Below are 22,192 nucleotides of genomic sequence, written 5' to 3' on the forward strand. Positions count from 1 at the left end.
ATGGCCAAGCGCGCCCGCCCAGCCGCCTTTATCGATGATCCGTTGTGGTACAAGGACGCGATCATCTACCAGGTACACGTCAAATCCTTCTTTGATTCCAACAACGACGGCATCGGTGACTTCCCCGGCCTGATCGCCAAGCTCGACTACATCGCCGAGCTTGGGGTCAACACCCTGTGGCTGCTGCCGTTCTACCCTTCGCCACGGCGCGATGATGGCTACGACATCGCCGAGTACAAGGCAGTGCACCCCGACTACGGCACCCTGGCTGACGTCAAGCACTTCATTGCCGAGGCGCACAAGCGCGACCTGCGGGTGATAACCGAACTTGTCATCAACCACACCTCCGACCAGCATCCGTGGTTCCAGAAAGCCCGGCGCGCCAAGCCGGGGAGCAAGGCCCGGGACTTTTACGTGTGGTCCGACAGCGACCAGAAGTACGACGGCACGCGGATCATCTTCCTCGACACCGAGAAATCCAACTGGACCTGGGACCCGGTGGCCGGCCAATACTTCTGGCACCGCTTCTACTCGCACCAGCCGGACCTCAATTTCGACAACCCGCAGGTGCTCAAGGCGGTGCTCGGGGTCATGCGCTACTGGCTCGACCTGGGCGTCGACGGCCTGCGCCTGGACGCCATCCCGTACCTGATCGAGCGCGACGGCACCAACAACGAGAACCTGCCCGAAACCCACCAGGTGCTGAAAAAGATCCGCGCCGAGATCGATGCCAACTACCCCGACCGCATGCTCCTGGCCGAGGCCAACCAGTGGCCGGAAGACACCCAGTTGTACTTTGGCGAAGGGCAGGGCGATGAATGCCACATGGCTTTTCACTTCCCGCTGATGCCGCGCATGTACATGGCCGTGGCCCAGGAAGACCGCTTTCCGATCACCGACATCCTGCGTCAGACCCCGGAGATCCCGGCCAACTGCCAATGGGCGATCTTCTTGCGCAACCACGATGAGCTGACCCTGGAGATGGTCACCGACCGCGAGCGCGACTACTTGTGGAACTACTACGCCGAGGATCGCCGGGCGCGGATCAACCTCGGCATTCGCCGGCGCCTGGCGCCATTGCTGCAGCGCGACCGGCGTCGGGTCGAGCTTTTGTGCAGCCTGCTGCTGTCGATGCCCGGCACGCCGACCCTGTACTACGGCGACGAAATCGGCATGGGCGACAACATCTACCTGGGTGACCGCGATGGCGTACGCACGCCGATGCAGTGGTCGATCGACCGCAATGGCGGGTTTTCGCGCGCCGACCCGGCGCGCCTGGTGCTGCCGCCGATCATGGACCCGCTGTACGGTTTCCAGTCGGTCAACGTCGAGGCCCAGGCCCACGACCCGCATTCGCTATTGAACTGGAACCGCCGCCTGCTGGCGGTGCGCAAGCAGCAAAAAGCCTTCGGCCGCGGCGCACTGAAGATGCTCACGCCGAGCAACCGGCGGATTCTCGCCTACATCCGCGAGTACACCGGCAGCGACGGCAAGACCGAGATCATCCTCTGCGTGGCCAACGTCTCGCGCGCCGCACAGGCGGCTGAGCTTGAGCTGCAGCAGTACGCCGACAAGGTGCCGGTGGAGATGCTCGGCGGCAGTGCCTTCCCGCCGATCGGCCAGTTGCCGTTTCTGCTGACCTTGCCGCCTTACGGCTTTTACTGGTTCCTGCTCGCTGACAAGGACCAGATGCCCAGCTGGCACATGGAGCCGGCCCAGAGCCTGCCGGAGTTCACCACCCTGGTGCTGAAAAAGCGCATGGAAGAGCTGCTTGAAGCGCCGTCGCGGGCCACCCTGCAAGACAGCATCCTGCCCCAGTACCTGCCCAAACGCCGCTGGTTTGCCGGCAAGGAAAGCCGCATCGAACAGGTGCAGATCGCCTACGGCGTGCGTTTTGGCGACGCCACCAGCCCGGTGCTGCTCAGCGAGATCGACGTGCAGGGCGGCGGCCAGAGCAGCCGCTATCAACTGCCGTTCGGCCTGATCGGCGAAGAAAACATCAACAGCCCGGCGCCGCAGCAACTGGCCCTGGCGCGGGTGCGCCGCGGCCGCCAGGTGGGGCTGATCACCGATGGCTTCGTGCTTGAGAGCTTCGTGCGCGCGGTATTGGCCGGCTGCAAGGACGGCTTGCGCTTGCCGTGCAGCGAGGGCGAGCTGCGTTTTACCGCCACAGAACAACTGGCGGCATTGAACCTGGGCGACGATGCGCAAGTGCGCTACCTGAGCGCCGAGCAGTCCAACAGTTCGGTGGTGGTCGGTGGCAGCCTGGTACTCAAGCTGATCCGCCGGGTCAACCCCGGGGTGCACCCCGAGCTGGAAATGAGCGCCTACCTGACGGCCGCAGGCTTTGCCAATATCTCGCCGCTGCTGGCCTGGGTCAGTCGCGTCGACGCTAAGGCGCAACCGCACCTGCTGATGATCGCCCAGGGCTACCTGAGCAACCAGGGCGACGCCTGGGACTGGACCCAGAACAACCTCGAACGGGCCATTCGCGACGAGATGGAGCCTTCGAGCAACGATCAGGACGTGCACACCGATGCCCTGCAGGACCTGGCCGATTTTGCCGCCTTGCTCGGCCAGCGCCTGGGCGAGATGCACCTGCTGCTGGCGGCGCCCAGCGCCGATCCGGCGTTCCAGCCGCGGGCCAGCAGCAGCCGCGACAGCCAGGCCTGGAACAAGCACATCAGCGCCCAGCTGAGCCGCGCCCTGGACCTGCTGCAAGCACATCGCGCCAGCCTCGACAGCGCCAGCCAGGCCCTGGTCGACGACCTGCAACAGCAACGCAAGAGCCTGCTCAAGCACATAGCCGAACTGAGCAAACAGGCGGTCGGCGGGCTGTTGATGCGCGTCCATGGCGACTTGCACCTGGGCCAGGTGCTGGTGGTGCAGGGCGATGCCTACCTGATCGATTTCGAAGGCGAACCGGCGCGACCGCTGGATGAGCGGCGGGCCAGGCACAGCCCGTACAAGGATGTCAGCGGCGTACTGCGTTCCTTCGACTATGCTGCAGCGATGGTGCTGCGCAGTGCTTCTGCTGTCGACCTTTGCGAGGCTGCCCGTCAGGCGCGTCAGCGCGTCGCCCGCCGTTACCTGCACCAGGCCCGGCATGCTTTTGTCGAGGCCTATGGGCTGGCCACCGCGGCCATGCCCCATGCCTGGCAGCAGGCTGACGGCGAGCAGGCGGCGCTGGCGTTGTTCAGCCTCGAGAAAGTCGCCTACGAAATCCTCTACGAAGCCGAGAACCGTCCGCATTGGCTGGCCGTGCCTTTGCATGGCCTGCATGGTCTGATCAGTACCTGGGGAGAGCAGTAAATGACGCAACGCAAGCGCGAGGAAGGAGGACTGGGGCAGCGCGATATCGATGCCCTGGTAAGAGCCGAACATACCGACCCGTTCGCGGTGCTCGGTCCGCACCCGGATGGTGCCGGTGGCCAGTTTGTCCGCGCCTACCTGCCCAACGCTCTGAACGTACGGGTGCTGGCCCGTGACGACAGTCGCGTGCTGGCAGAGCTGGAGCAGGGCCCGGTACCGGGGTTGTTCATCACTCATCTGCGCGAATCGCAGCCGTACCTGTTGCAGATCAACTGGGCCGGCGGCGAGCAGATCACCGAAGACCCCTACAGCTTCGGGCCGTTGCTCGGCGACATGGACCTGTACCTGTTTGCCGAGGGCAACCATCGTGACCTGTCGGCGGCCATGGGCGCGCAACCGCTGAATGTCGAAGGCGTCGATGGCGTGCGCTTTTCGGTGTGGGCACCGAACGCCCGGCGGGTCTCGGTGGTTGGTGATTTCAACAACTGGGACGGTCGCCGTCACCCCATGCGCCTGCGCCATCCGTCCGGGGTCTGGGAACTGTTTGTGCCGCGCCTGCGGGCCGGCGAAGCGTACAAATACGAAGTGCTCGGGCGCGACGGCATCCTGCCGCTCAAGGCCGACCCGCTGGCCCGCGCCACCGAATTACCGCCGAGCACCGCCTCAAGGGTCGCCGGCCCTCTGGCCCATGACTGGCAAGACCAGGACTGGATGCAGCAGCGCGGTGAACGCCAGGCCAGCAACGCGCCGCTGTCAATCTACGAACTGCATGCCGGCTCCTGGCAATGCGAGCTGGACGACAATGGCGAAGTGGCACGCTTTTACAACTGGCGCGAGCTGGCCGAGCGCCTGGTGCCCTATATCCAGCAGCTGGGCTTTACCCATATCGAGCTGATGCCGATCATGGAGCATCCGTTTGGCGGCTCCTGGGGTTACCAGCCACTGTCGATGTTCGCGCCGACCGCGCGCTACGGCAGTGCCGAAGACTTTGCCGCCTTCATCGACGCCTGCCACCAGGCGCAGATCGGCGTGATCCTCGACTGGGTGCCGGCGCATTTCCCCACCGACACCCACGGCCTGGCGCGCTTCGACGGCACCGCGCTGTACGAGTACGACAACCCGCTGGAGGGCTTCCACCAGGACTGGGACACGCTGATCTACAACCTTGGGCGCACCGAAGTGCACGGCTTCATGCTGGCCTCGGCGCTGCACTGGCTCAAGCATTTTCATATCGACGGCCTGCGCGTCGATGCCGTGGCCTCGATGCTCTACCGCGACTACTCGCGCAAGGCCGGCGAGTGGGTGCCGAATCGCCATGGCGGGCGCGAGAACCTCGAAGCCATCGACTTTTTGCGTCACCTCAACGACGTGGTGGCCCTGGAGGCCCCCGGCGCCCTGGTGATTGCCGAAGAGTCCACGGCCTGGCCAGGCGTCAGCCAGCCGACCCAGCAGGGCGGCCTGGGCTTTGCCTACAAGTGGAACATGGGCTGGATGCACGACACCCTGCATTACATCCAGAACGACCCGATCCACCGCACCTATCACCACAACGAAATGAGCTTCGGCCTGATTTATGCCTACTCCGAGCATTTCATCCTGCCGATCTCCCACGACGAGGTGGTGCACGGCAAACATTCGCTGATCGACAAGATGCCCGGCGACCGCTGGCAGAAATTCGCCAACCTGCGCGCCTACCTGACCTTCATGTGGACCCATCCGGGCAAAAAACTGTTGTTCATGGGCTGTGAGTTCGGCCAGTGGCGCGAGTGGAACCACGACAGCGAACTGGACTGGTACCTGCTCAAGTACCCCGAGCATCTGGGTGTGCAACGGCTGGTCAGCGACCTCAACCGTTTGTACCGCGACGAGCGTGCGCTGCACGAACAGGACTGCGTGCCGCAAGGCTTTCAATGGTTGATCGGCGATGACGCGCACAACAGTGTGTATGCCTGGCTGCGCTGGAGCGTGAACGGCGAGCCGTTGCTGGTGGTGGCCAACTTCACCCCGGTGCCGCGCGAGGGCTATCGCATCGGCGTGCCGTTTGGCGAGCGCTGGGCCGAGGTGTTCAACAGCGACGCCGAGGGCTATGCCGGCTCCAACTACGGCAACCTTGGCGAGGTGGCCAGCCAGGCCCAGCCCAGCCATGGCCAGCCGCTGTCGTTGCGGCTCAACCTGCCGCCGCTGGGGGTGTTGATCCTGCGGCCGCAGTGATGGCCAGCGCTCGCATCACCAGCGCACCCTGACACCGAGGTTGCCGATCAGGCCGTTGAGGTCATTGTCATCGACATCGCTGCTGTAGTCGGCGCTGACAAACAGCGCCACTTTCGGCGTGACCCGCGCCACCAGGCCCAAGCCCAGTTCGACGGTGGCGGAGTTGCGCCCGCTGCTGATCTTGTCGACCTTGTCCAGGCTCACGGTGTCGGCATTGGAGAAGTCGTACCAGACGTTGGTGCGCACGAACGGCTCGATCGGCATGCCGCGCACGTTGTAGCGCGCCGACAGTTTGGCACCGACCCGGCCGGTCCAGTTGGGCTGCTGGTCAAAGGCTTGCTGGGTGTCGGTCTGGGTCTGGCTGCCGGGAAAGTACTGCTGGTTGATCAACTGTGCTTGCGGTTCCAGGGTCCAGTTGTTGCCCAGGCTGATCGGGTAGCCGCCCTCGACCGAGAGGGTCAGTGCATGGCCGTTGCCATCCAGGCGCTGGCCGCTCTCGCTGCGGCCATTGATATCAAAGCGCGTGCCCATGGCCACCGCATCCAGGTGCCAGCCCTGGTCGTGGGTCATGCTCCAGTACACACCCAGGCTTTGCCCGTCGAGGTTGAGCACGCTCTCTTTGTTGCCGACCTGGGGTTTGCGCAGGCCGTCGAAACCGCTTTGCAGGTTGCTGTGGCCGACAAAGAAACCGGCGCGGTGAGTATTGCCGCCGCCGGTTTCACGAACGAACAGGTCCGGGCTGATCTGCAGGCTCTGGTTTGGCGTGGCGAGGTTGTCGGCCTCTGGGCTTGAGGTGCGCACTGCAGTCGGGAAAAACTGCGCCCACTGGCTGGCGATGCTGTCGTTCGGTGCTGGCGCATGGCGTTCGGCCAGGCGCTCGGAAAACGCACCGAGGGTGCTCAGGCCCAGGCCGCTGGCGCTGACCGGGTTGAGCGAAAGTACAGGTTGGGCCTGCACCAGGTTGTTGAACGGGTCGTTATCCTCCAGGCCCAATGCATGGGTTTCCAACGGGGTTGCCAGTAGCAGCGACGTGGAAACCGCATAGAAAACATACTCAAAGCCCGCAGGATTCGGAGTTTTTTTCATGGCGGTTCTCCTCTGTTTTTATAAGCCAGGGTTCTGGCCTGATGTCACGGGCTGTAAAGCAAAACCAGAGGGCGACCCAAACCAGCAAACCGGTCCCTGCCGCGCGCTGAAAAGCGCGCGCTAGAGGCTCGGAATGGAATCTGCAGTTGCTGCATTACTTGTAGCTAAGGAGAGGACGGGGCGGGCGTCAAGAAAGCGTGAAATAACCGTTGTCAAGCTATTGGTAGTGGCAATTAGCTGAAATTAAACAAAAATTTACATCCTATAGCCGCAACCGCTCTTTCCAGCGGTGCGGCTATGCCGAATGATTGCTAAAGCTGCACTTCCACGGCCAATGGCAGGTGATCGGAGAGGTGGCTCCAGGGTTTGTTGCCGAGAATTTGCGGGGCATGGCTGTGGGCGTTGCGCAGGTAGATGCGGTCCAGGCGCAGCAGCGGCAAGCGCGCCGGATAGGTGCGGGCAAGCAGGCCGTGATGACGCTCGAAGGCTTCGTGCAGGTCGCGGTGCAGGTTGAGGGTGCGGTTGCCGCGCAGTTTCCAGTCGTTGAAGTCGCCGGCGATGATCACCGGGGCATCGCCAGGCAGCGAGTCGAGCAGCTTGCGCAGCAGTTGCAGCTGCTGTTGCCGGTGGCTTTCGAGCAGTGACAGGTGCACGCAAATGGCATGCACCTCGCGCTGCCCGGGCACATCCAGCACGCAGTGCAGCAGGCCGCGGCGCTCGGGGCCGGTGATCGAGACATCCAGGTTGCGGTGTTCGATGATCGGGTACTTGGACAACAGCGCGTTGCCGTGATGGCCGTCCGGGTACACGGCATTGCGCCCGTAGGCGAAATCGCTCCACATGCTGTCGGCGAGAAACTCGTACTGCGAGGTCTGCGGCCAGCCGGCGTAACGGGCGGCATGGCGGTCGTGGGAGCCGAGCACTTCCTGGAGAAAGACGATATCGGCGCGGGTGCTGCGCACCGCTTCGCGCAGTTCGGGGAGGATGAAGCGCCGGTTGAAGGCGGTAAAGCCCTTGTGGGTATTGACGGTCAGTACCCGCAGGCGCTTGACCGCGGCCGCCTGGTTTTCAGACATCATCGTCACGGAACAGCTCCAGCAACAGCAACGAGCGGCCACTGACCTGAAACTCGCTGCCAAAGTCATGATGCTCGCCTTTGCGCAGTTGCGGCCGGTCGGTGTCGATCAGGCAGTTCCAGTATTCGCCTTCCGGCACCTCGGGCAAGGTAAAGGCCACGGTATCGTGGTGGGCGTTGACGATCAGCAGCAAGGTGGCATCGGCGCCGGGGCGCAGAATACCGCTGACCTGGGCGCGGCCATCCATCAGCATGCCCAGGCAGCGCCCGTGGGCGTCCTGCCATTGCTCGACGCTCATCTCGCTGGCGTCCGGCGCCAGCCAGGTGACGTCCTTGACCCCGATCGCCTCATTGTAGTCACCGACCAGAAAACGCGAACGGCGCAGCACCGGGTAGGCCAGGCGCAGCTTGGTCAGGCGCTTGACGAACTTGAGCAACGCCGCGCCATCCTCGTCCAGCTCCCAGTTGATCCAGCCGATCTCGCTGTCCTGGCAGTAGGCATTGTTGTTGCCGTGCTGGGTGCGGCTGAACTCGTCGCCGGCGACGATCATCGGCGTACCCTGGGCCAGCAGCAGGGTGGCGAAGAAATTGCGCATCTGGCGCAGGCGCAGGGCCTTGATCTCGGGGTCGTCGGTGGGGCCTTCGACGCCGTGGTTCCATGACAGGTTGTTGTTGCTGCCGTCCTGGTTGCCTTCGTCGTTGTCCTCGTTGTGCTTGTCGTTGTACGACACCAGGTCGCGCAGGGTGAAGCCGTCATGGGCGGTGATGAAGTTGACCGAGGCGTAGGGCCTGCGCCCGCGGCGGTTGAACAGCTCGCCGGAGGCGGTCATGCGCGCGGCGAAGTCGGCCAGCTGGCCTTCGTCGCCTTTCCAGAAAGCCCGCACGGTATCGCGAAAACGGTCGTTCCATTCTGCCCAGCCGGGGGCGAAATTGCCCACCTGGTAGCCACCGGGGCCGCAGTCCCAGGGCTCGGCAATCAGCTTGACCTGGCTGAGCAGCGGGTCCTGGCGGCAGGCAACGAGAAAGCTGTGACGCTCGTCGAAGCCCTCGTGGTAGCGGCCGAGAATGGTCGCCAGGTCGAAGCGAAAACCGTCGACGTGCATCTCGCCGGCCCAGTAGCGCAACGAGTCGGTGACCAGTTGCAAGACGCAGGGGTGGCTGAGGTCGAGGGTGTTGCCGGTGCCCGAGTCGTTGATATAGAAGCGCTTGTCATCGGGCATCAGCCGGTAGTAGGAGGAATTGTCGATGCCGCGCATCGACAGGGTCGGGCCCAGCTCGTTGCCTTCGGCGGTGTGGTTGTAGACCACGTCGAGAATCACCTCCAGGCCGGCGTCATGCAGGTGCGCGACCATCTCCTTGAACTCGGCGATCTTGCCGTTGGCCAGGTAGCGCGGGTGCGGGGCAAAAAAGGCGATGCTGTTGTAGCCCCAATAGTTGTTCAGGCCCTTTTGCAGCAGATGCTGGTCGTTGACGAAGGCATGGATCGGCAGCAACTCGATCGAGCTCACCCCAAGCTGCTTGATATGCCCCAGCAGTTCGTCGCACATCAGCCCGGCAAAGGTGCCGCGATTGGCCTCTGGCACCGCCGGGTGGCGCATGCTGATACCGCGCACGTGGGCCTCATAGAGGATGGTGCGCTCCCAGGGAATGCCCACGCGCTGGTCGCGGCCCCAGGTGTAGGCCGGGTCGATGACCTTGCACTTGGGCACGAACGGCGCACTGTCGCGCTCATCAAAGCTAAGGTCGCCGTCGGGGTGGCCGATGGTGTAACCGAACAGCGCCTCGGACCATTTCAGGCTGCCGACCAGTTGCTTGGCGTAGGGGTCGATCAGCAGTTTGTTGGGGTTGAAGCGGTGGCCGTTTTCCGGATCGTACGGGCCGTGTACGCGGTAGCCGTAGATCTGCCCGGGATGGGCATCGGGCAGGTAGCCGTGGAAGATCTCGTCGGTGTACTCCGGCAGCTCGATGCGTTCGAGCTCGACCTCGCCGCTGGCATCGAACAGGCACAGTTCAACCTTGGTGGCGTTGGCCGAGAACAGGGCAAAATTGACCCCCAGCCCATCCCAGCTGGCGCCCAGCGGGAAGGGCAGGCCCTCGCGGATGCGCGAGGATTCGAGGTGAACTTCGGCGGTAGGCTTTGGCTTGCTCATGGAGATCCTTGATCAGACCGGGGGTTGGCACAGGGGTTATCGCGGGGCAAGTCGAGGCGTCGCACCGCCGCTCCCACAGGCTGTGTAGGGGCGGGCTTGCCCGGCGATCAGGTTCATGCAGTCGGTGGCTTTTTGCTTGCCCTGGGTTTTTTCGGCGCTGGCGCAGTGCTTGCCGGCTTGGCCTTGGCGCTACTGGCCGGCGGCGCCTTGGCCGGTTTGCGCGGCGTTACCTTGGGCGCCAGCGCTTCGGCTTCGGCAAGCTTGCGCGCCATCGCCCAGTGCCGCTCTTCCTGGCCTTCGGGCTTACCTTCCGACTCCCAGATCTGATAGGCGAATTCACGGATACGTTTTTCTTCGACACTCATCTCTACGCTCCTGAGGACTTAACGATGTTCAACGAACAGATTGACCGGAAACTCCTTGAGTGCAGTGCTCAGCCACAGCTCCTTTGAGGCTGTGACTGCGCCTGTGGCAAAAAGTCCCGAGCAATTGCCAGGCGACAAGGCAAACGGCAAAACCAGCCGGGTATCGTCCCAGTTCTGTGCCGGGATCAGCGGTAGCGGTGATTGGCCAAGCAAGCTGCAGGCCAGGCGCGGCACCACCACCACGGCGCGCTGTTCAGCGCTCACCCGGGCAAACGCCAGGACCCGCCCGGCGTGTCTGCCGCGCACTTCGATCGGCAGGTACTGACCGCGCAGGAACAGCTGCGGGGACTGCTGGCGCCACTCCAGCACCTGGTTGATCAGCGCCTGTTTGACCCGGCCGCTGCGCCAGTCCTGGAGCAACTGCGCCGTTGTGGTGCCATCCGCCAGGGCCTGGCGCCGACCGGCAAAGTCCACCGCGCGGCGGTTGTCCGGGTCGACCAGGCTGAAGTCCCAGAACTCGTTGCCCTGGTACAGATCGGGCACCCCGGGCACGGTCATGCGCAGCAGGCACTGCACCAGGCTGTTGAGGGCGCCCGGGCAGGCGATCGCCTGCGCCGCCTCGGCCAGGGAATGACGCAACTGCTGGCTGGCGCGCTCCAGCAGCAGGGTGTCGATGAAATCCAGGCAGGCCTGTTCATAGGCCTCGTTCGGGGCGCTCCAGCTGCTGCGCAACTTGGCTTCACGCAGGGCTTTGCGCTGCCATTGGCGCAGGCGCTCGGCATAGGCCTCAAGCGCCAGCGGATTGTTCTCATCAAGGTCCAGTGGCCAGCTGCCGAGCAGGGTCTGGTACAGCAGCAGCTCATCGCCTGCACCTGGCGCTTCGCCGTCGGCCAGGGTGCTGCGCAAGGGGCTGGCCAGCTCGCGCCAGTGTTCGACCCGGCTGGCAAACCAGCTGCTGCGTTCGCTGAGCACTGCCAGGCGCGCACGGCTGTCTTCGCCGCGCTTGTGGTCGTGGGTGGCGGTGGCCAGCAGGTTGTCCGGGAACTGCTCAAGGCGCGTGAGGCAATGTTGGTGAAAGTCCTCGACCGGGGCGCTGAAACGTTCGGCATCAAAACCTACGTCGTTACGCGACAGTAACAGTGCCGAGCGGTAGAAGGCCGTGTCTTCCACGGCCTTGGCGGCGGTGGGCGAGGTCAGTTGCTGAAAGCGCACGCAGGCGTGGCGCAGGTGCTTGCGCGGCCGGCCCGGCGGCAAGCGCCGCCAGGGCTCGCCGCCGAGCCAGCGCTGCAGGTAGTCGAGCACCGGCCAGTCAGCCTCGCTCAGGCACTGGCGGGCACCCCGCATGGCTTGCTGGAAATACGCTTCATCTTCTGCCGGGCGCCCGCAGGCATTGATGTAGGTGCGGTACACCGGGTAGTGCTCGATCAGCGCCTGCAACGCCCGGCGAATGGCGCCCAAGGTCAGGTCGCGGCTCATCAGGTCGTCGCGGGCCACTTGCAACAGCGCCTGGGCCACCGACTCGAAATCGCCGGCCAGGCTGCCATTGAGGATTTGCTGGCGGGCCAGGCGCACTTCCTCGCTGAAGTCCGGGCGTTCGCTTAGCGCGCTCCATAGCGCCGCCAACTCTGCTTCGCCGTCTGGATCATGCTGCAGCAGCGAGACCTGGTTCATGAACTCGTAGCCGGTGCTGCCGTCGACCTGCCAGTCGCGGTGCAGCTGCTCGTCGGCGCCGAGGATCTTCTCGACATAGATCGGAAAGTGCTCCAGCGCTGCCTCCAGTGGGCGCTGGGCCAAGAGCCCGTCGACCCGCCGGCGCAGCTTGCGGCAGTAGCCGCGCGGATCGGCCAGGCCGTCGATGTGGTCGATGCGCAGGCCGTCGACCAGGCCGCGGCCGATCAGCTCGAAGACCTTGCTGTGGGTGGCCTCGAACACTGCCGCGCGTTCGACCCGCAGGCCGCCCAGCTCGTTGACGTCGAAAAAGCGCCGCCAGTTGATATCGTCGCCAGCGGTGCGCCAGCTGGCCAGGCGGTAGGACTGACGTTCGAGCAGCGCGTGCAGGCGCTTGAAACCTTCGGGGCTGCGGCTGTCGAAGGCGCCGAGCACATCGTCCAGGGGCTGTTGGCGGGCCAGCGCCGCCAGTTCGGCCAGCAGCGGCCTGGCCTGCGCCGGCGCATCGTCAGCGCTGCGCAAGGCATTGAAGCGGCTGGCCAGTGTCTGCAGGGCTGCGCCACCTTCGGCGAGCACCAGGCCATAGTCGGCCGGGCAGATCGGAAAGCGGTGCTCGTGGTGCTGGATATGCAACTGGCCGGTTGCAGCGTCGAAGCGCAGCGGGATGTCGGCGCCTTGCAGCATAGCGCCGTAGTCACCGGCCAGAAACGGCAGCAGCAACTGACCTTCAAGCAGCGGGTCGGGCGAGTGCCACTGGATGTCGAAGAACTCGGCATAGCGGCTGCGCCGGCCCCAGGCCAGCAGGTCCTGCCACCAGGGGTTGTCGCTGCCGACCGCCATATGGTTGGAAACCATATCAAGGATCAGGCCCATACCGTGCAGGCGCAGCGCTGCCACCAGGCGCTCTAGCGCAGCTTCGCCGCCCAGATGCGGGCTGACCTGCCCGGGGTCGACCACATCGTAGCCATGGCGCGAGCCGGGGCGCGCGCGCAGCAGCGGCGAGGCGTACAGGTGGCTGATGCCTAAGCGGGCGAAGTAGGGCACCAGCGCCGCCGCCTGGTCGAGGCCGAAGTCGACATGAAACTGCAGGCGCAGGGTCGCGGTCAGGGCTTTCATCGGTCACGCTCCCAGGCTTGTTCGCGGGCCTGCGCCAGCAGCTCCAGGCGCCGCGCCGCATCCGCGTCGTCAAGCAGCACGCTGGCCGCCAGGGCAAAGCGCCGGCGCCAGTTGGGGTGGCTGTCGATGGTGCCGGGCAGGTTGGGTTGCTCATCGACACCCAGCAGGTCTTCCAGCGGTACCAGCACCAGCGGCGCGCGGGTATGGCCAAGGTAGCGAATGCTGGCATCGATCAGCGCGTCGCTCTCGGCCAGGGCCTGGCCGTAGTTCTGTTCAAGAGTGCGCCGCAGGCCCTGGCGCTCGTGTTGGCGGCTGTCGCGCCAGTGCCGCTCGGTGATGCCGTCGATCAGGCTCAGGCGCAGGTTCCAGTCGATATCACGGGCCTGCAGCCAGCCGGCCAGCGGCGGCAGGTCATGGGTGCTGGTGGTGGCCAAGGCGTTGTCGGGCCAGTCGAGGATGGGCTTGAAATGGCCGGGCGGGTCTTGCTCGAACAGCAGTACGCGCATGCCGAGGATGGCCCGCGCGGCGAGCTTTTCGCGCAGCCCCTCGGGCACGGTGCCGAGGTCTTCACCCAGCACGATGGCCTGGTGGCGCACTGACTCAAGGCTGAGCAGGCGCAGCAGATCATCGAGCGGGTAGTGCAGGTAGGCTCCTTCGGCCGGGGTGGCACCCTGGGGGATCAGCCACAGCCGTTGCAAACCCATGACATGGTCGATGCGCAGGCCCCCGGCATGGGCAAAGTTGGCCCGCAGCATCTCGATGAACGCCCGGTAGCCGTTGCGTCGCAGGCCTTCGGGCGAGAAGGCGCAGATGCCCCAGTTCTGCCCGGCGCGGTTGAGAATATCCGGCGGCGCGCCGACATTGAGGCCGGCCAGCAGCTCGTCCTGACGGCTCCAAGCCTGGCTGCCGGCGCCGTTGGCACCCACCGCCAGGTCGGCGATCAGGCCAATGCCCATGCCATGGCTGCGCGCCGCATCCTGGGCACGTTGCAGGCTGCGTTCGATCAACCACTGACAGAAGGCGTGAAACGCCACCTCCTCGCTGTGCTGGCGGGCGAAGGCACTCACCTCGGGGCTGTGCGGGTCGTGCCAGGCAGCGGGCCAGTCGCGCCAATCCTGGCCGATGTCGCGCTTGAGCGCGTGCTCCAGCAGTACCTCGAAGCGGCAGTGGCGTTCCAGGGCGGGGCCGGCGTGCTGGCGATAGCTGTCGAAGTCGGCGAACAACGGGTGCTCGGTGGCGATAAAGTCGCGGTACAGCGCACGCAGCAAACGCTGGCGAAACGATGCGGCCTGCGGCCAGTCGATCAGCGGCAGTTGTTCAAGCTGCTCCAGCGGCCCGTGCAACTGGCAGGCTTCAATGGCCATGCGCACCGCACGGTCCCCAAGCAGCGCCGCCGGGCTTGCATACAGGCTGTTGAGAAACAGCCGGCTGGAGGGCGAGTACGGGCTGTAGCGCTGGCTGTCGCTGGCGAACATGGCGTGCAGCGGGCTGATCGCCAGGGCATCGGCGCCGCGTTCGGCGGCGCTGCGCACCAGCGCCTCGAGGGCCAGGCAATCACCATAGCCGCCGTCTTCAGGGCGACGCAGGCTGTACAACTGGGCGCTCAGGCCCCAGCAACGCGGCGTCGGCGTGCCCAGCGCATCGGCAATGCTGTAGCAGCGGGTTGGCGCCACGGCCAGGGTGAACTGCTGGCGGTCGATCTGCACCTGGTGATAGCCGATTGGCAAGCCGGCGGGGAGCCTGGCCTGATCATCCAGTTGCAACGGTTGTTCGCTGCCATCTTCAAGCAGCACCTGGCAGTCCATCGCTGGCGGAAAATAGCCGGACAGCTGCAGGGGGAGGCCGTGGTCAACCGTCAACAGCGGCGGCAGGTGGCGAGCATCGTGGGCGCGCAGCAGCGCCTGGATACTGGCTTCGATCGCCTCAACGCTGTCGGCCGGGTGGCCAAGGCCGGCCAGCACTCGCTGCAGCGCCGGGTCACTGACCCGCTGGGCGCGGCCGTTGGCGTCGATCCAGTCCACCGCCAGGCCCGCCAGTTCGGCCAGTTGCTGCAAGCGTGGGTCAGTCATGGGCAGGCTCCGCTGGAGTGGTCGGCAGCAGGCTGACCAGGGTGGTGTAGGGCGGCAATTGCGTGTTGCCGATGCAGCTTTCGCTACAGCTGAACAGGCGTGCAGCGTTGGCCGGCAGGTCGGCCACTTGCGCGGTAGGGCCAAGGTTGAGGTCAATACGCAGCTCGCCGCCGCGTTCGAGCTGCCAGCGCACCGTCAAGGCCTGCGGCCCCAGCACCCGGGCGCCGAGGGCATGGATGCCGGGCAGGTTGGGGACGATGTGGCGGGCGCGCAGGGCCAGTAATTGCCGGTACAACTGCAACCATGGCTGTTGGCTTGAGTGTGTTGGCCGCGGCCGCGAAGCGTCGAAGGTGTCAAGGGCATTGGGGTCGGGAATCCGCGAGCGGGTGACGGCATCGGCGAAGTCGGCAAAACCGGCAAACTCGGCGCGCCGGCCTTCGCGTACGGCATCGGCCAGTTCATCGTGGTGATCGGTGAAAAACACAAAAGGTTGCTCGCAGCCCCATTCATCGCCCATGAACAGCAGCGGAATCATCGGCGCCAGCAGCAACAGGGTAGTGGCTGCGCGCAAGGCCTGGGGCGGGCACAGTTGGTTAAGGCGCTCGCCGAACGCGCGGTTGCCGATCTGGTCGTGGTTCTGCAGGAACAGCACGAAGGCCGTGGGGGGCAAATGCCCGCTGGGCTCGCCGCGGGGACGGCCGTTGCGGTCGGGCTGACCCTGGAAGACGAAGCCCTGGCTCAGGCAGCGCGCGAGTTTTTCGATGGTCGACTCGCTGTAGTCGGCGTAGTACGCCTCCTGCTCGCCGGTGAGCAGCACGTGCAGGGCGTTGTGACCGTCGTCGTTCCACTGCGCATCGAAGCCCTGTTCAAGCAGGTGCGCCTGGTTGTGTTCGTTCTCAAGGGTCAGCCATACCTGACGCCCCGGGGTGATCTCGCTGCGCACCCGGCGCGCCAGTTCGGCAAGAAAATCCGGGTCGTCGATGGCGTGCACGGCGTCCAGGCGCAGACCGTCGACGCGGTACTCCTGCAGCCACATCAGGGTGTTCTCGATAAAAAAGTCGCGCACCTGGCGGCGGCGAAAATCAATCGCCGCGCCCCACGGGGTCTGGCGATCCTGGCGAAAAAAGCCACTGGCGTAGTGGCCGAGGTAATTGCCGTCCGGGCCGAAGTGGTTGTAGACCACATCCACCAGCACCATCAGGCCATGGCCGTGGGCCTGGTCGATCAGTTCGCGCAGTTGCTCGGGGCTGCCATAACTGTGCTGCGGGGCGAACGGCAGGACGCCGTCGTAGCCCCAGTTGCGCTCGCCGGGGAACTGCCCGAGCGGCATCAGCTCAATGGCGGTAATGCCCAGCTCGGCCAGGGCCGGCAAGCGCTCGATCACCCCGGCATAGCCGCCGCACAGGCCGACATGCAGCTCGTAGATGACCGCCTCAGGCCAGGGGCGCCCGCGCCAGTCGGGGTACTGCCAGCGGTAGGCTGCGGGGTTCAGCAACTGGCTGGGGCCGTGCACGCCGTCGGGTTGATAGCGCGACGCCGGGTCGGCCACCGTGAGCGTGGCGTCGATCCGGTAGCGGTAGCGGTCACCGGCCTTGCACGGCAGCTGGCCGACGAACCAACCGTCGGCCTGGGCCTGCAAGGGCTGGCGCGCACCGGCGTCGAATTCAACCTCCACCTGCTGTGCGTCCGGTGCCCACAGGGCAAACCGGGCGCTGTTGCTGTCCAGCATCACGGCCCCGTGGGTCGCGTGTTCCTGTGACCTCAAGGGCATACCTGCCATCTCCGCTTCAGCGTGGGGTTGCTCGGGCGTTTTCGACCAGCTCCTGATAAAGACGGGCATAAGGCTCGACGGCCTGGCACCAGTTGAACGGTTGGGTCATGGCCAGGCAGCGCATGGCATTGAGCAGGTTCTTCTTGCTGTACACGTAGAACGCCCGGCCCAGCGCTTCGCGGTAGCTGTCGACGGTCGATTCATCGAACAGAAAACCGGTAACGCCATTCTCGATGGTGTCGGCCAGGCCCCCGGTGTTGCGCGCCACCGGCAGCGAGCCAAAGCGCTGGGCGTACATCTGGCTCAGGCCACAGGGCTCGTAGCGCGACGGCATGAGCAGGAAGTCGCTGCCGGCGAACATGCGCCGGGCATCGGTTTCGTTGAAGCCGATGCGCACGCCGATCTGCCCGGGATGGCGCAGGGCAAGTTCGCGCATGGCCTGTTCTTCTTCCGGTTCGCCACGGCCGATGATCGCGATCTGGCCGCCCTGGCGGACGATGTATTCGGCCACCCCCAGGGTCAGGTCCAGGCCTTTCTGGTAGACCAGGCGCGAAACCACTGCGAACAGTGGCCCGTTCGAAGGTTGCAGGCCGAACAGCTCACGCACCTGGCGGCTGTTGGCGGCCTTGCCGTGCCAGTCGTTGAGGCTGAAGGGGTGATCCAGGTGCGGGTCGCTGGCCGAGTCCCAGCTCTCGTCGATGCCGTTGGGAATACCGCTGAGCAGGCCTTGCTGGGCCTTGCTGGCGAGAAAGCCATCCAGCCCGCAACCGAACGAGGGCGTGGTGATTTCCCGGGCATAGGTGGCGCTGACCGTGGTGATGTGGCTGGAGTAGGCAAGGCCGGCCTTGAGGAACGACAGCTTGCCGTAAAACTCCATGCCTTCCTGTTGCAGGGCATGGTCGGGGATCGCCAGTTCCGGGCAGCAGGCGCGGCTGACCACGCCCTGGTAGGCCAGGTTGTGGATGGTGAACAGGGTCGGCGTCTGCAGGCCGCGCCAGTGCATGTAGGCCGGGGCCAGGCCGGCCGGCCAGTCGTGGGCATGGACCAGGTCGGGCTTCCAGTGGACCATGCCTTCACCGGCGGCGATTTCTGCCGCGGCCAGGCCCAGGCGGGCAAAGCGGATGTGATTGTCGGGCCAGTCGCGACCGTTGTTGGCACCGTAGGGCGTGCCTTCGCGCTGGTACAGCTCGGGGCAGATCAACACATAGATGACCAGGCCATCGGCCAGGTCCATGCGCCCGATCTTGCAGGGCGGCAAGGCCGCGTGGCCGCCCAGCTCGCCGACCAGGTGGATCGGGTTGTCGCTTTCCAGCACCTGCGGGTAACCGGGGATCAGCACCCGCACATCGTGCAGGTGACGCATGGCCCGTGGCAGCGCCGCCGAGACATCGCCCAGGCCGCCGGTCTTGACCAGGTCGGCGATTTCCGAGGTGACGAACAACACTTTGCGTTTATGTGAAGAATGTCTGGGGTCAGCACCCAGTGCCTTGGCTGTCGGCGTGAAATCCGCTGCAAGCGGTTCACGCGAATCCGGGGTGAATTGCTCTACATGAGGTTCGACAGCGGCACTGATCATACTTCTCTCCGTCCCTATGTTGTGCGGGCGTGGGCGCCCGTTGTTGTTTGTCTACCGATACTGTTCTCTGTGAGTGGTATTGCCTTGCCTTCCATGCCCCGCAGCCAAGCGCACAAGCGCTACGCAAGCCGGCGTCCTGCCGACGGCGTGGTGACGATATGGGGTGGGTGGGCCGCGTCCGTTGAAGCGGAATCGATGGCCTACTTAGTTCCTGACCTACCGCGATTGCAGAAGTTTCGACTATTTTCAGTCGAGTTTTCCGGGCGATGTCTGGCCGAATACCGAGTGTAGGAGAGAATTCGTGAAGAATGTGACCCGCTGGTCACTTTTGCTCGGAGAAAAACCTGCAGCCATTTCGCTGCAGGTTGCGGTGGCGATTCAGCCGCGTGGCAGCAGCGAGGAGTGATGGCTGCTGATCAGCCACTGCTGGCCATCCCAGCGGTAATTGAAGGTATAGCGCGCAGCCACGCTTTCTCCACCCTTGGCGAAGGTGAAGGTGTACAGGCCGGACAGCGAGGCGTTGTTGCAGCCAAGCTCGACATGCTGGCTGTCCAGGCGCCCGCTGGGCTGCTTGTCGAGGAAATACTCGAAATAATGAATGCGCTCGGCAGGGGTCAGCCGCGGGCGTTGCGACAGGGTAGGCAGCAAGATGGCGTCATCGGCATACAACGCAGCAACCTGGCGCGGATCACCGCTGTGCAGGCTGTGGTTCCAGCGCTCGAACTGGGCGACGATCTGTGCTTCGCTGGTGGCGGCGCAGGTGGCAGGGGTGGCGTAGGCGGGTAAAGACAACAGCCCCAGCAGGGGCGCGAGCAGTGTCAGTGACTTCATGGCAGTCCTTGCGATGTGAAGACGCTTGGTGCGTCAGACGGCGCAGTCTAGAAAGGCGCCGCCAGGCAAAGACAGAGGCAGGGTTTCCCCGGCAGGTCGCTGTGTTGCTCAGCTGCGCGCTGGCAACTGGCCGTCCTGGGCTTGCTGCAGAAGCAGACTGAGTTGGGCGACCTGTTGTTGCAACTGCTCGCGCTCTTCTTTAAGGCGACGCAGCTCGTCGCGGTGTACCGTCACGTAGAGGGTCTGGGCAGGCATTTTTGGCAGAAGGGTTCCCATTGCACACCTCGCATAGGGTGGTTCGTTTTTCTAACAGCGTAGCTGCTGGATCGGCGGCGATTCTGAATTCTTTTGCAGGCCTTGGGAACTTTTTTGTTTCTGGCTGTCTTGCCGTTCGTCGCTGAACCAAGCGCGCCAGGGCTGGACTAACCTTGAAGGCCTGAGGCGCTATTTTTCATTCCAGGGGAGCATCGCACATGCAATTGGGAATCGTGGGGCTGGGCCGCATGGGCGGCAATATTGCACGGCGCTTGATGCGTGGCGGGCACCGCATGGTGGTGCATGACCGCGATCGTCAGGCAGTGGAAACCCTGGTCAAGGAAGGCGCCAACGGCGCCCATGACCTTGGCGCGCTGGTAGGCAAGCTGGAGAAACCCCGGGCGGTGTGGGTGATGCTGCCGGCCGGTGAGCCGACCGAGCAGACCATTGCCCAGCTTGCTGACCTGCTCGACGCCGACGACGTGATCATCGACGGCGGCAATACCTTCTACAAGGACGACATGCGCCGCGCCGCCGAGCTGGGCAAGCGCAACCTGCACTATATCGATGTCGGCACCTCGGGCGGCGTCTGGGGCCTGGAGCGCGGCTACTGCATGATGATTGGCGGCGAGCAGGCGGTGGTCGATCGCCTCGACCCGCTGTTCGCCACTCTCGCCCCCGGGGTTGGCGACATCCCCCGCACCCGCGGCCGCCAGGGTCCGGCCGGGCGTGCCGAGCAAGGTTACATTCATGCCGGGCCCGCAGGTGCCGGGCACTATGTGAAGATGATCCACAACGGCATCGAATACGGCCTGATGCAGGCCTATGCCGAAGGGTTCGACCTGCTCAAGAGCAAGGGCAGCGATGCCGTGCCGGCCGAGCAGCGCTTTGACCTGAACCTGGCGGAAATCGCCGAAGTGTGGCGCCGTGGCAGTGTGGTCACCTCCTGGCTGCTGGATCTTACCGCCGACGCCCTGGTGGCCGACCCGCAACTGGGCGGCTACAGCGGCTCGGTGGCCGACAGCGGCGAAGGGCGCTGGACCATCGATGCGGCGGTGGAACAGGCGGTGCCGGTGCCGGTGCTGTCCAGTGCGCTGTTCGCCCGCTTCCGTTCGCGCCAGCAGCAGGGCACCTACGCCGACCGTATGCTGTCGGCCATGCGTTTTGGCTTTGGTGGCCACGTCGAGAAGAAAGCCGAATGAGCAAAACACAAATCGAAGCGGCCCCGCCTTGCAACCTGTTCCTGTTTGGCGCCAACGGCGACCTGGTCAAGCGCCTGTTGATGCCGGCCTTGTACAACTTGAGCCGTGATGGCCTGCTCGACAAGGGGCTGCGCATTATCGGTGTCGACCACAACGCCGCCACCGACAACGAATTCGCCGCGCGCCTGCAAGCCTTCATGCGCGAACGCGACAGGGCCAGCGAAGGCGCCAGCAAGTGCCTGGATGACAAACTCTGGGCGCGCCTGGCCAAACGCATCGGCTACCTCACCGGCGATTTTCTCGACGAGGCCACCTACCAGGCCATCGCCGAACGCATCCGCAGCAACCCCAGCGCCAACGCGGTGTTCTACCTGGCCACCTCACCGCGCTTTTTCAGCGAAGTGGTGCAGCGCCTGGGCGCCGCTGGCCTGCTCGACGAAAGCGCCGGCTTTCGCCGGGTGGTGGTGGAAAAACCCTTCGGCTCGGACCTGGCCAGCGCCGAAGCGCTCAATGCCTGCCTGCTCAAGGTCATGAGCGAAAAGCAGATCTACCGCATCGACCATTACCTGGGCAAAGAGACGGTGCAGAACATCCTCGTCAGCCGTTTTTCCAACGGCCTGTTCGAAGCGTTCTGGAACAACCACTACATCGATCACGTGCAGATCACCGCTGCCGAAACCGTCGGCGTCGAAAGCCGTGGCGCCTTCTACGACAGTACCGGCGCCTTGCGCGACATGGTCCCCAACCACCTGTTCCAGTTGCTGGCGATGGTCGCCATGGAGCCGCCGGCGGCCTTTGGCGCCGATGCGGTGCGTAGCGAGAAGGCCAAGGTCATCGGCGCGATCCGGCCCTGGTCGAAGAACATGGCCCTGAAAAACTCGGTACGCGGCCAGTACAGCGCTGGCAAACAAGGGCGCAAGAAGGTCCCCGGTTACCGCGAAGAACCTCGGGTCGCGCCCGACAGCAACACCGAAACCTTCGTCGCCCTCAAGGTAATGATCGACAATTGGCGCTGGGTCGGCGTGCCGTTCTACCTGCGTACCGGCAAGCGCATGAGCGTGCGCGACACCGAGATTGCCATCTGCTTCAAGCCAGCGCCCTATGCCCAGTTTCGCGACACCGAAGTCGAGCGGCTCAAGCCCAACTATCTGAAGATCCAGATCCAGCCCAACGAAGGCATGTGGTTCGACCTGCAAGCCAAGCGCCCGGGCCCGGCCCTGGCCATGGAGAACGTCGAGCTGGGTTTTGCCTACAAGGACTTTTTCAAGATGCAGCCGTCCACCGGCTACGAGACGCTGATCTACGACTGCCTGACCGGTGACCAGACCTTGTTCCAGCGTGCCGACAACATCGAGAACGGCTGGCGCGCGGTGCAGCCGTTTCTCGATGCCTGGCAGGAGGGCGGCGAGGTGCAGCTCTATGCCGCCGGTGACAACGGCCCGACTGCGGCGGACGAACTGCTGACCCGCGATCGGCGGGTCTGGCACCCGATTGGTTGAGGGTTC

At 64.7% G+C, this 22,192-nt stretch carries 14 protein-coding genes; 4 read left to right on the forward strand and 10 right to left on the reverse strand.

Going from position 1 to position 22,192, the window contains the following annotated elements; all coding sequences use genetic code 11:
* Together treS and glgB are read left to right on the forward strand one after the other, a co-directional pair.
* Positions 1 to 3,312 (forward strand): maltose alpha-D-glucosyltransferase, encoded by a 3,312-nt coding sequence (gene treS, locus LOY54_RS11790; protein WP_258610476.1) that lies wholly within the window; start codon positions 1 to 3, stop codon positions 3,310 to 3,312.
* Positions 3,313 to 5,523: a 1,4-alpha-glucan branching protein GlgB gene (gene glgB, locus LOY54_RS11795; protein ID WP_258610477.1), complete on the forward strand. Its 2,211-nt coding sequence runs from the start codon at positions 3,313 to 3,315 to the stop codon at positions 5,521 to 5,523.
* Between the two features lie 15 nt (positions 5,524 to 5,538).
* Here the strand turns inward: glgB and LOY54_RS11800 are convergent, their stop codons facing one another.
* The 10 genes from LOY54_RS11800 to LOY54_RS11845 all read right to left on the reverse strand — a co-directional run bounded on the left by LOY54_RS11800 (position 5,539) and on the right by LOY54_RS11845 (position 19,506).
* Positions 5,539 to 6,609 (reverse strand): autotransporter outer membrane beta-barrel domain-containing protein, encoded by a 1,071-nt coding sequence (locus LOY54_RS11800; RefSeq protein ID WP_045198531.1) that lies wholly within the window; start codon positions 6,607 to 6,609, stop codon positions 5,539 to 5,541.
* 311 nt (positions 6,610 to 6,920) lie between these two features.
* The gene (locus tag LOY54_RS11805) at positions 6,921 to 7,688 is read right to left on the reverse strand and encodes an endonuclease/exonuclease/phosphatase family protein (protein WP_093383713.1); all 768 of its coding nucleotides are present in this window, start codon (positions 7,686 to 7,688) and stop codon (positions 6,921 to 6,923) included.
* A complete protein-coding gene (glgX, locus tag LOY54_RS11810) occupies positions 7,678 to 9,834 on the reverse strand; it encodes a glycogen debranching protein GlgX (RefSeq protein WP_258610478.1) in 2,157 nt (718 codons plus the stop codon). Before glgX ends, LOY54_RS11805 begins: the two co-directional genes overlap by 11 nt.
* Positions 9,835 to 9,947: 113 nt before the next feature.
* Positions 9,948 to 10,199: a DUF2934 domain-containing protein gene (locus LOY54_RS11815; protein WP_045198538.1), complete on the reverse strand. Its 252-nt coding sequence runs from the start codon at positions 10,197 to 10,199 to the stop codon at positions 9,948 to 9,950.
* An 18-nt stretch (positions 10,200 to 10,217) separates the two neighbouring features.
* Positions 10,218 to 12,983: a malto-oligosyltrehalose synthase gene (locus LOY54_RS11820; protein WP_258610479.1), complete on the reverse strand. Its 2,766-nt coding sequence runs from the start codon at positions 12,981 to 12,983 to the stop codon at positions 10,218 to 10,220.
* Positions 12,980 to 15,052 (reverse strand): 4-alpha-glucanotransferase, encoded by a 2,073-nt coding sequence (malQ, locus tag LOY54_RS11825; RefSeq protein WP_258610480.1) that lies wholly within the window; start codon positions 15,050 to 15,052, stop codon positions 12,980 to 12,982. Before malQ ends, LOY54_RS11820 begins: the two co-directional genes overlap by 4 nt.
* Positions 15,045 to 16,823: a malto-oligosyltrehalose trehalohydrolase gene (gene treZ / locus LOY54_RS11830; RefSeq protein ID WP_258610481.1), complete on the reverse strand. Its 1,779-nt coding sequence runs from the start codon at positions 16,821 to 16,823 to the stop codon at positions 15,045 to 15,047. Before treZ ends, malQ begins: the two co-directional genes overlap by 8 nt.
* Positions 16,824 to 16,839: 16 nt before the next feature.
* Positions 16,840 to 18,399, reverse strand: coding sequence for a glycogen synthase GlgA (gene glgA / locus LOY54_RS11835; protein WP_045198548.1), 1,560 nt, complete (start codon positions 18,397 to 18,399; stop codon positions 16,840 to 16,842).
* 378 nt (positions 18,400 to 18,777) lie between these two features.
* Positions 18,778 to 19,230, reverse strand: coding sequence for a DUF4440 domain-containing protein (locus LOY54_RS11840; RefSeq protein ID WP_258610482.1), 453 nt, complete (start codon positions 19,228 to 19,230; stop codon positions 18,778 to 18,780).
* A gap of 108 nt (positions 19,231 to 19,338) precedes the next feature.
* Positions 19,339 to 19,506, reverse strand: coding sequence for a DUF6026 family protein (locus tag LOY54_RS11845; RefSeq protein WP_176794265.1), 168 nt, complete (start codon positions 19,504 to 19,506; stop codon positions 19,339 to 19,341).
* A gap of 197 nt (positions 19,507 to 19,703) precedes the next feature.
* Between LOY54_RS11845 and gnd the strand changes: the two genes are divergently transcribed.
* Together gnd and zwf are read left to right on the forward strand one after the other, a co-directional pair.
* Positions 19,704 to 20,687 (forward strand): phosphogluconate dehydrogenase (NAD(+)-dependent, decarboxylating), encoded by a 984-nt coding sequence (gene gnd, locus LOY54_RS11850; RefSeq protein WP_123565969.1) that lies wholly within the window; start codon positions 19,704 to 19,706, stop codon positions 20,685 to 20,687.
* The gene (gene zwf, locus LOY54_RS11855; protein WP_258610483.1) at positions 20,684 to 22,186 is read left to right on the forward strand and encodes a glucose-6-phosphate dehydrogenase; all 1,503 of its coding nucleotides are present in this window, start codon (positions 20,684 to 20,686) and stop codon (positions 22,184 to 22,186) included. Before gnd ends, zwf begins: the two co-directional genes overlap by 4 nt.
* Positions 22,187 to 22,192: the final 6 nt, after the last annotated feature.

Origin of the sequence: Pseudomonas sp. B21-032 (assembly GCF_024748965.1) — a bacterium.
Classification (GTDB): Bacteria; Pseudomonadota; Gammaproteobacteria; order Pseudomonadales; family Pseudomonadaceae; genus Aquipseudomonas.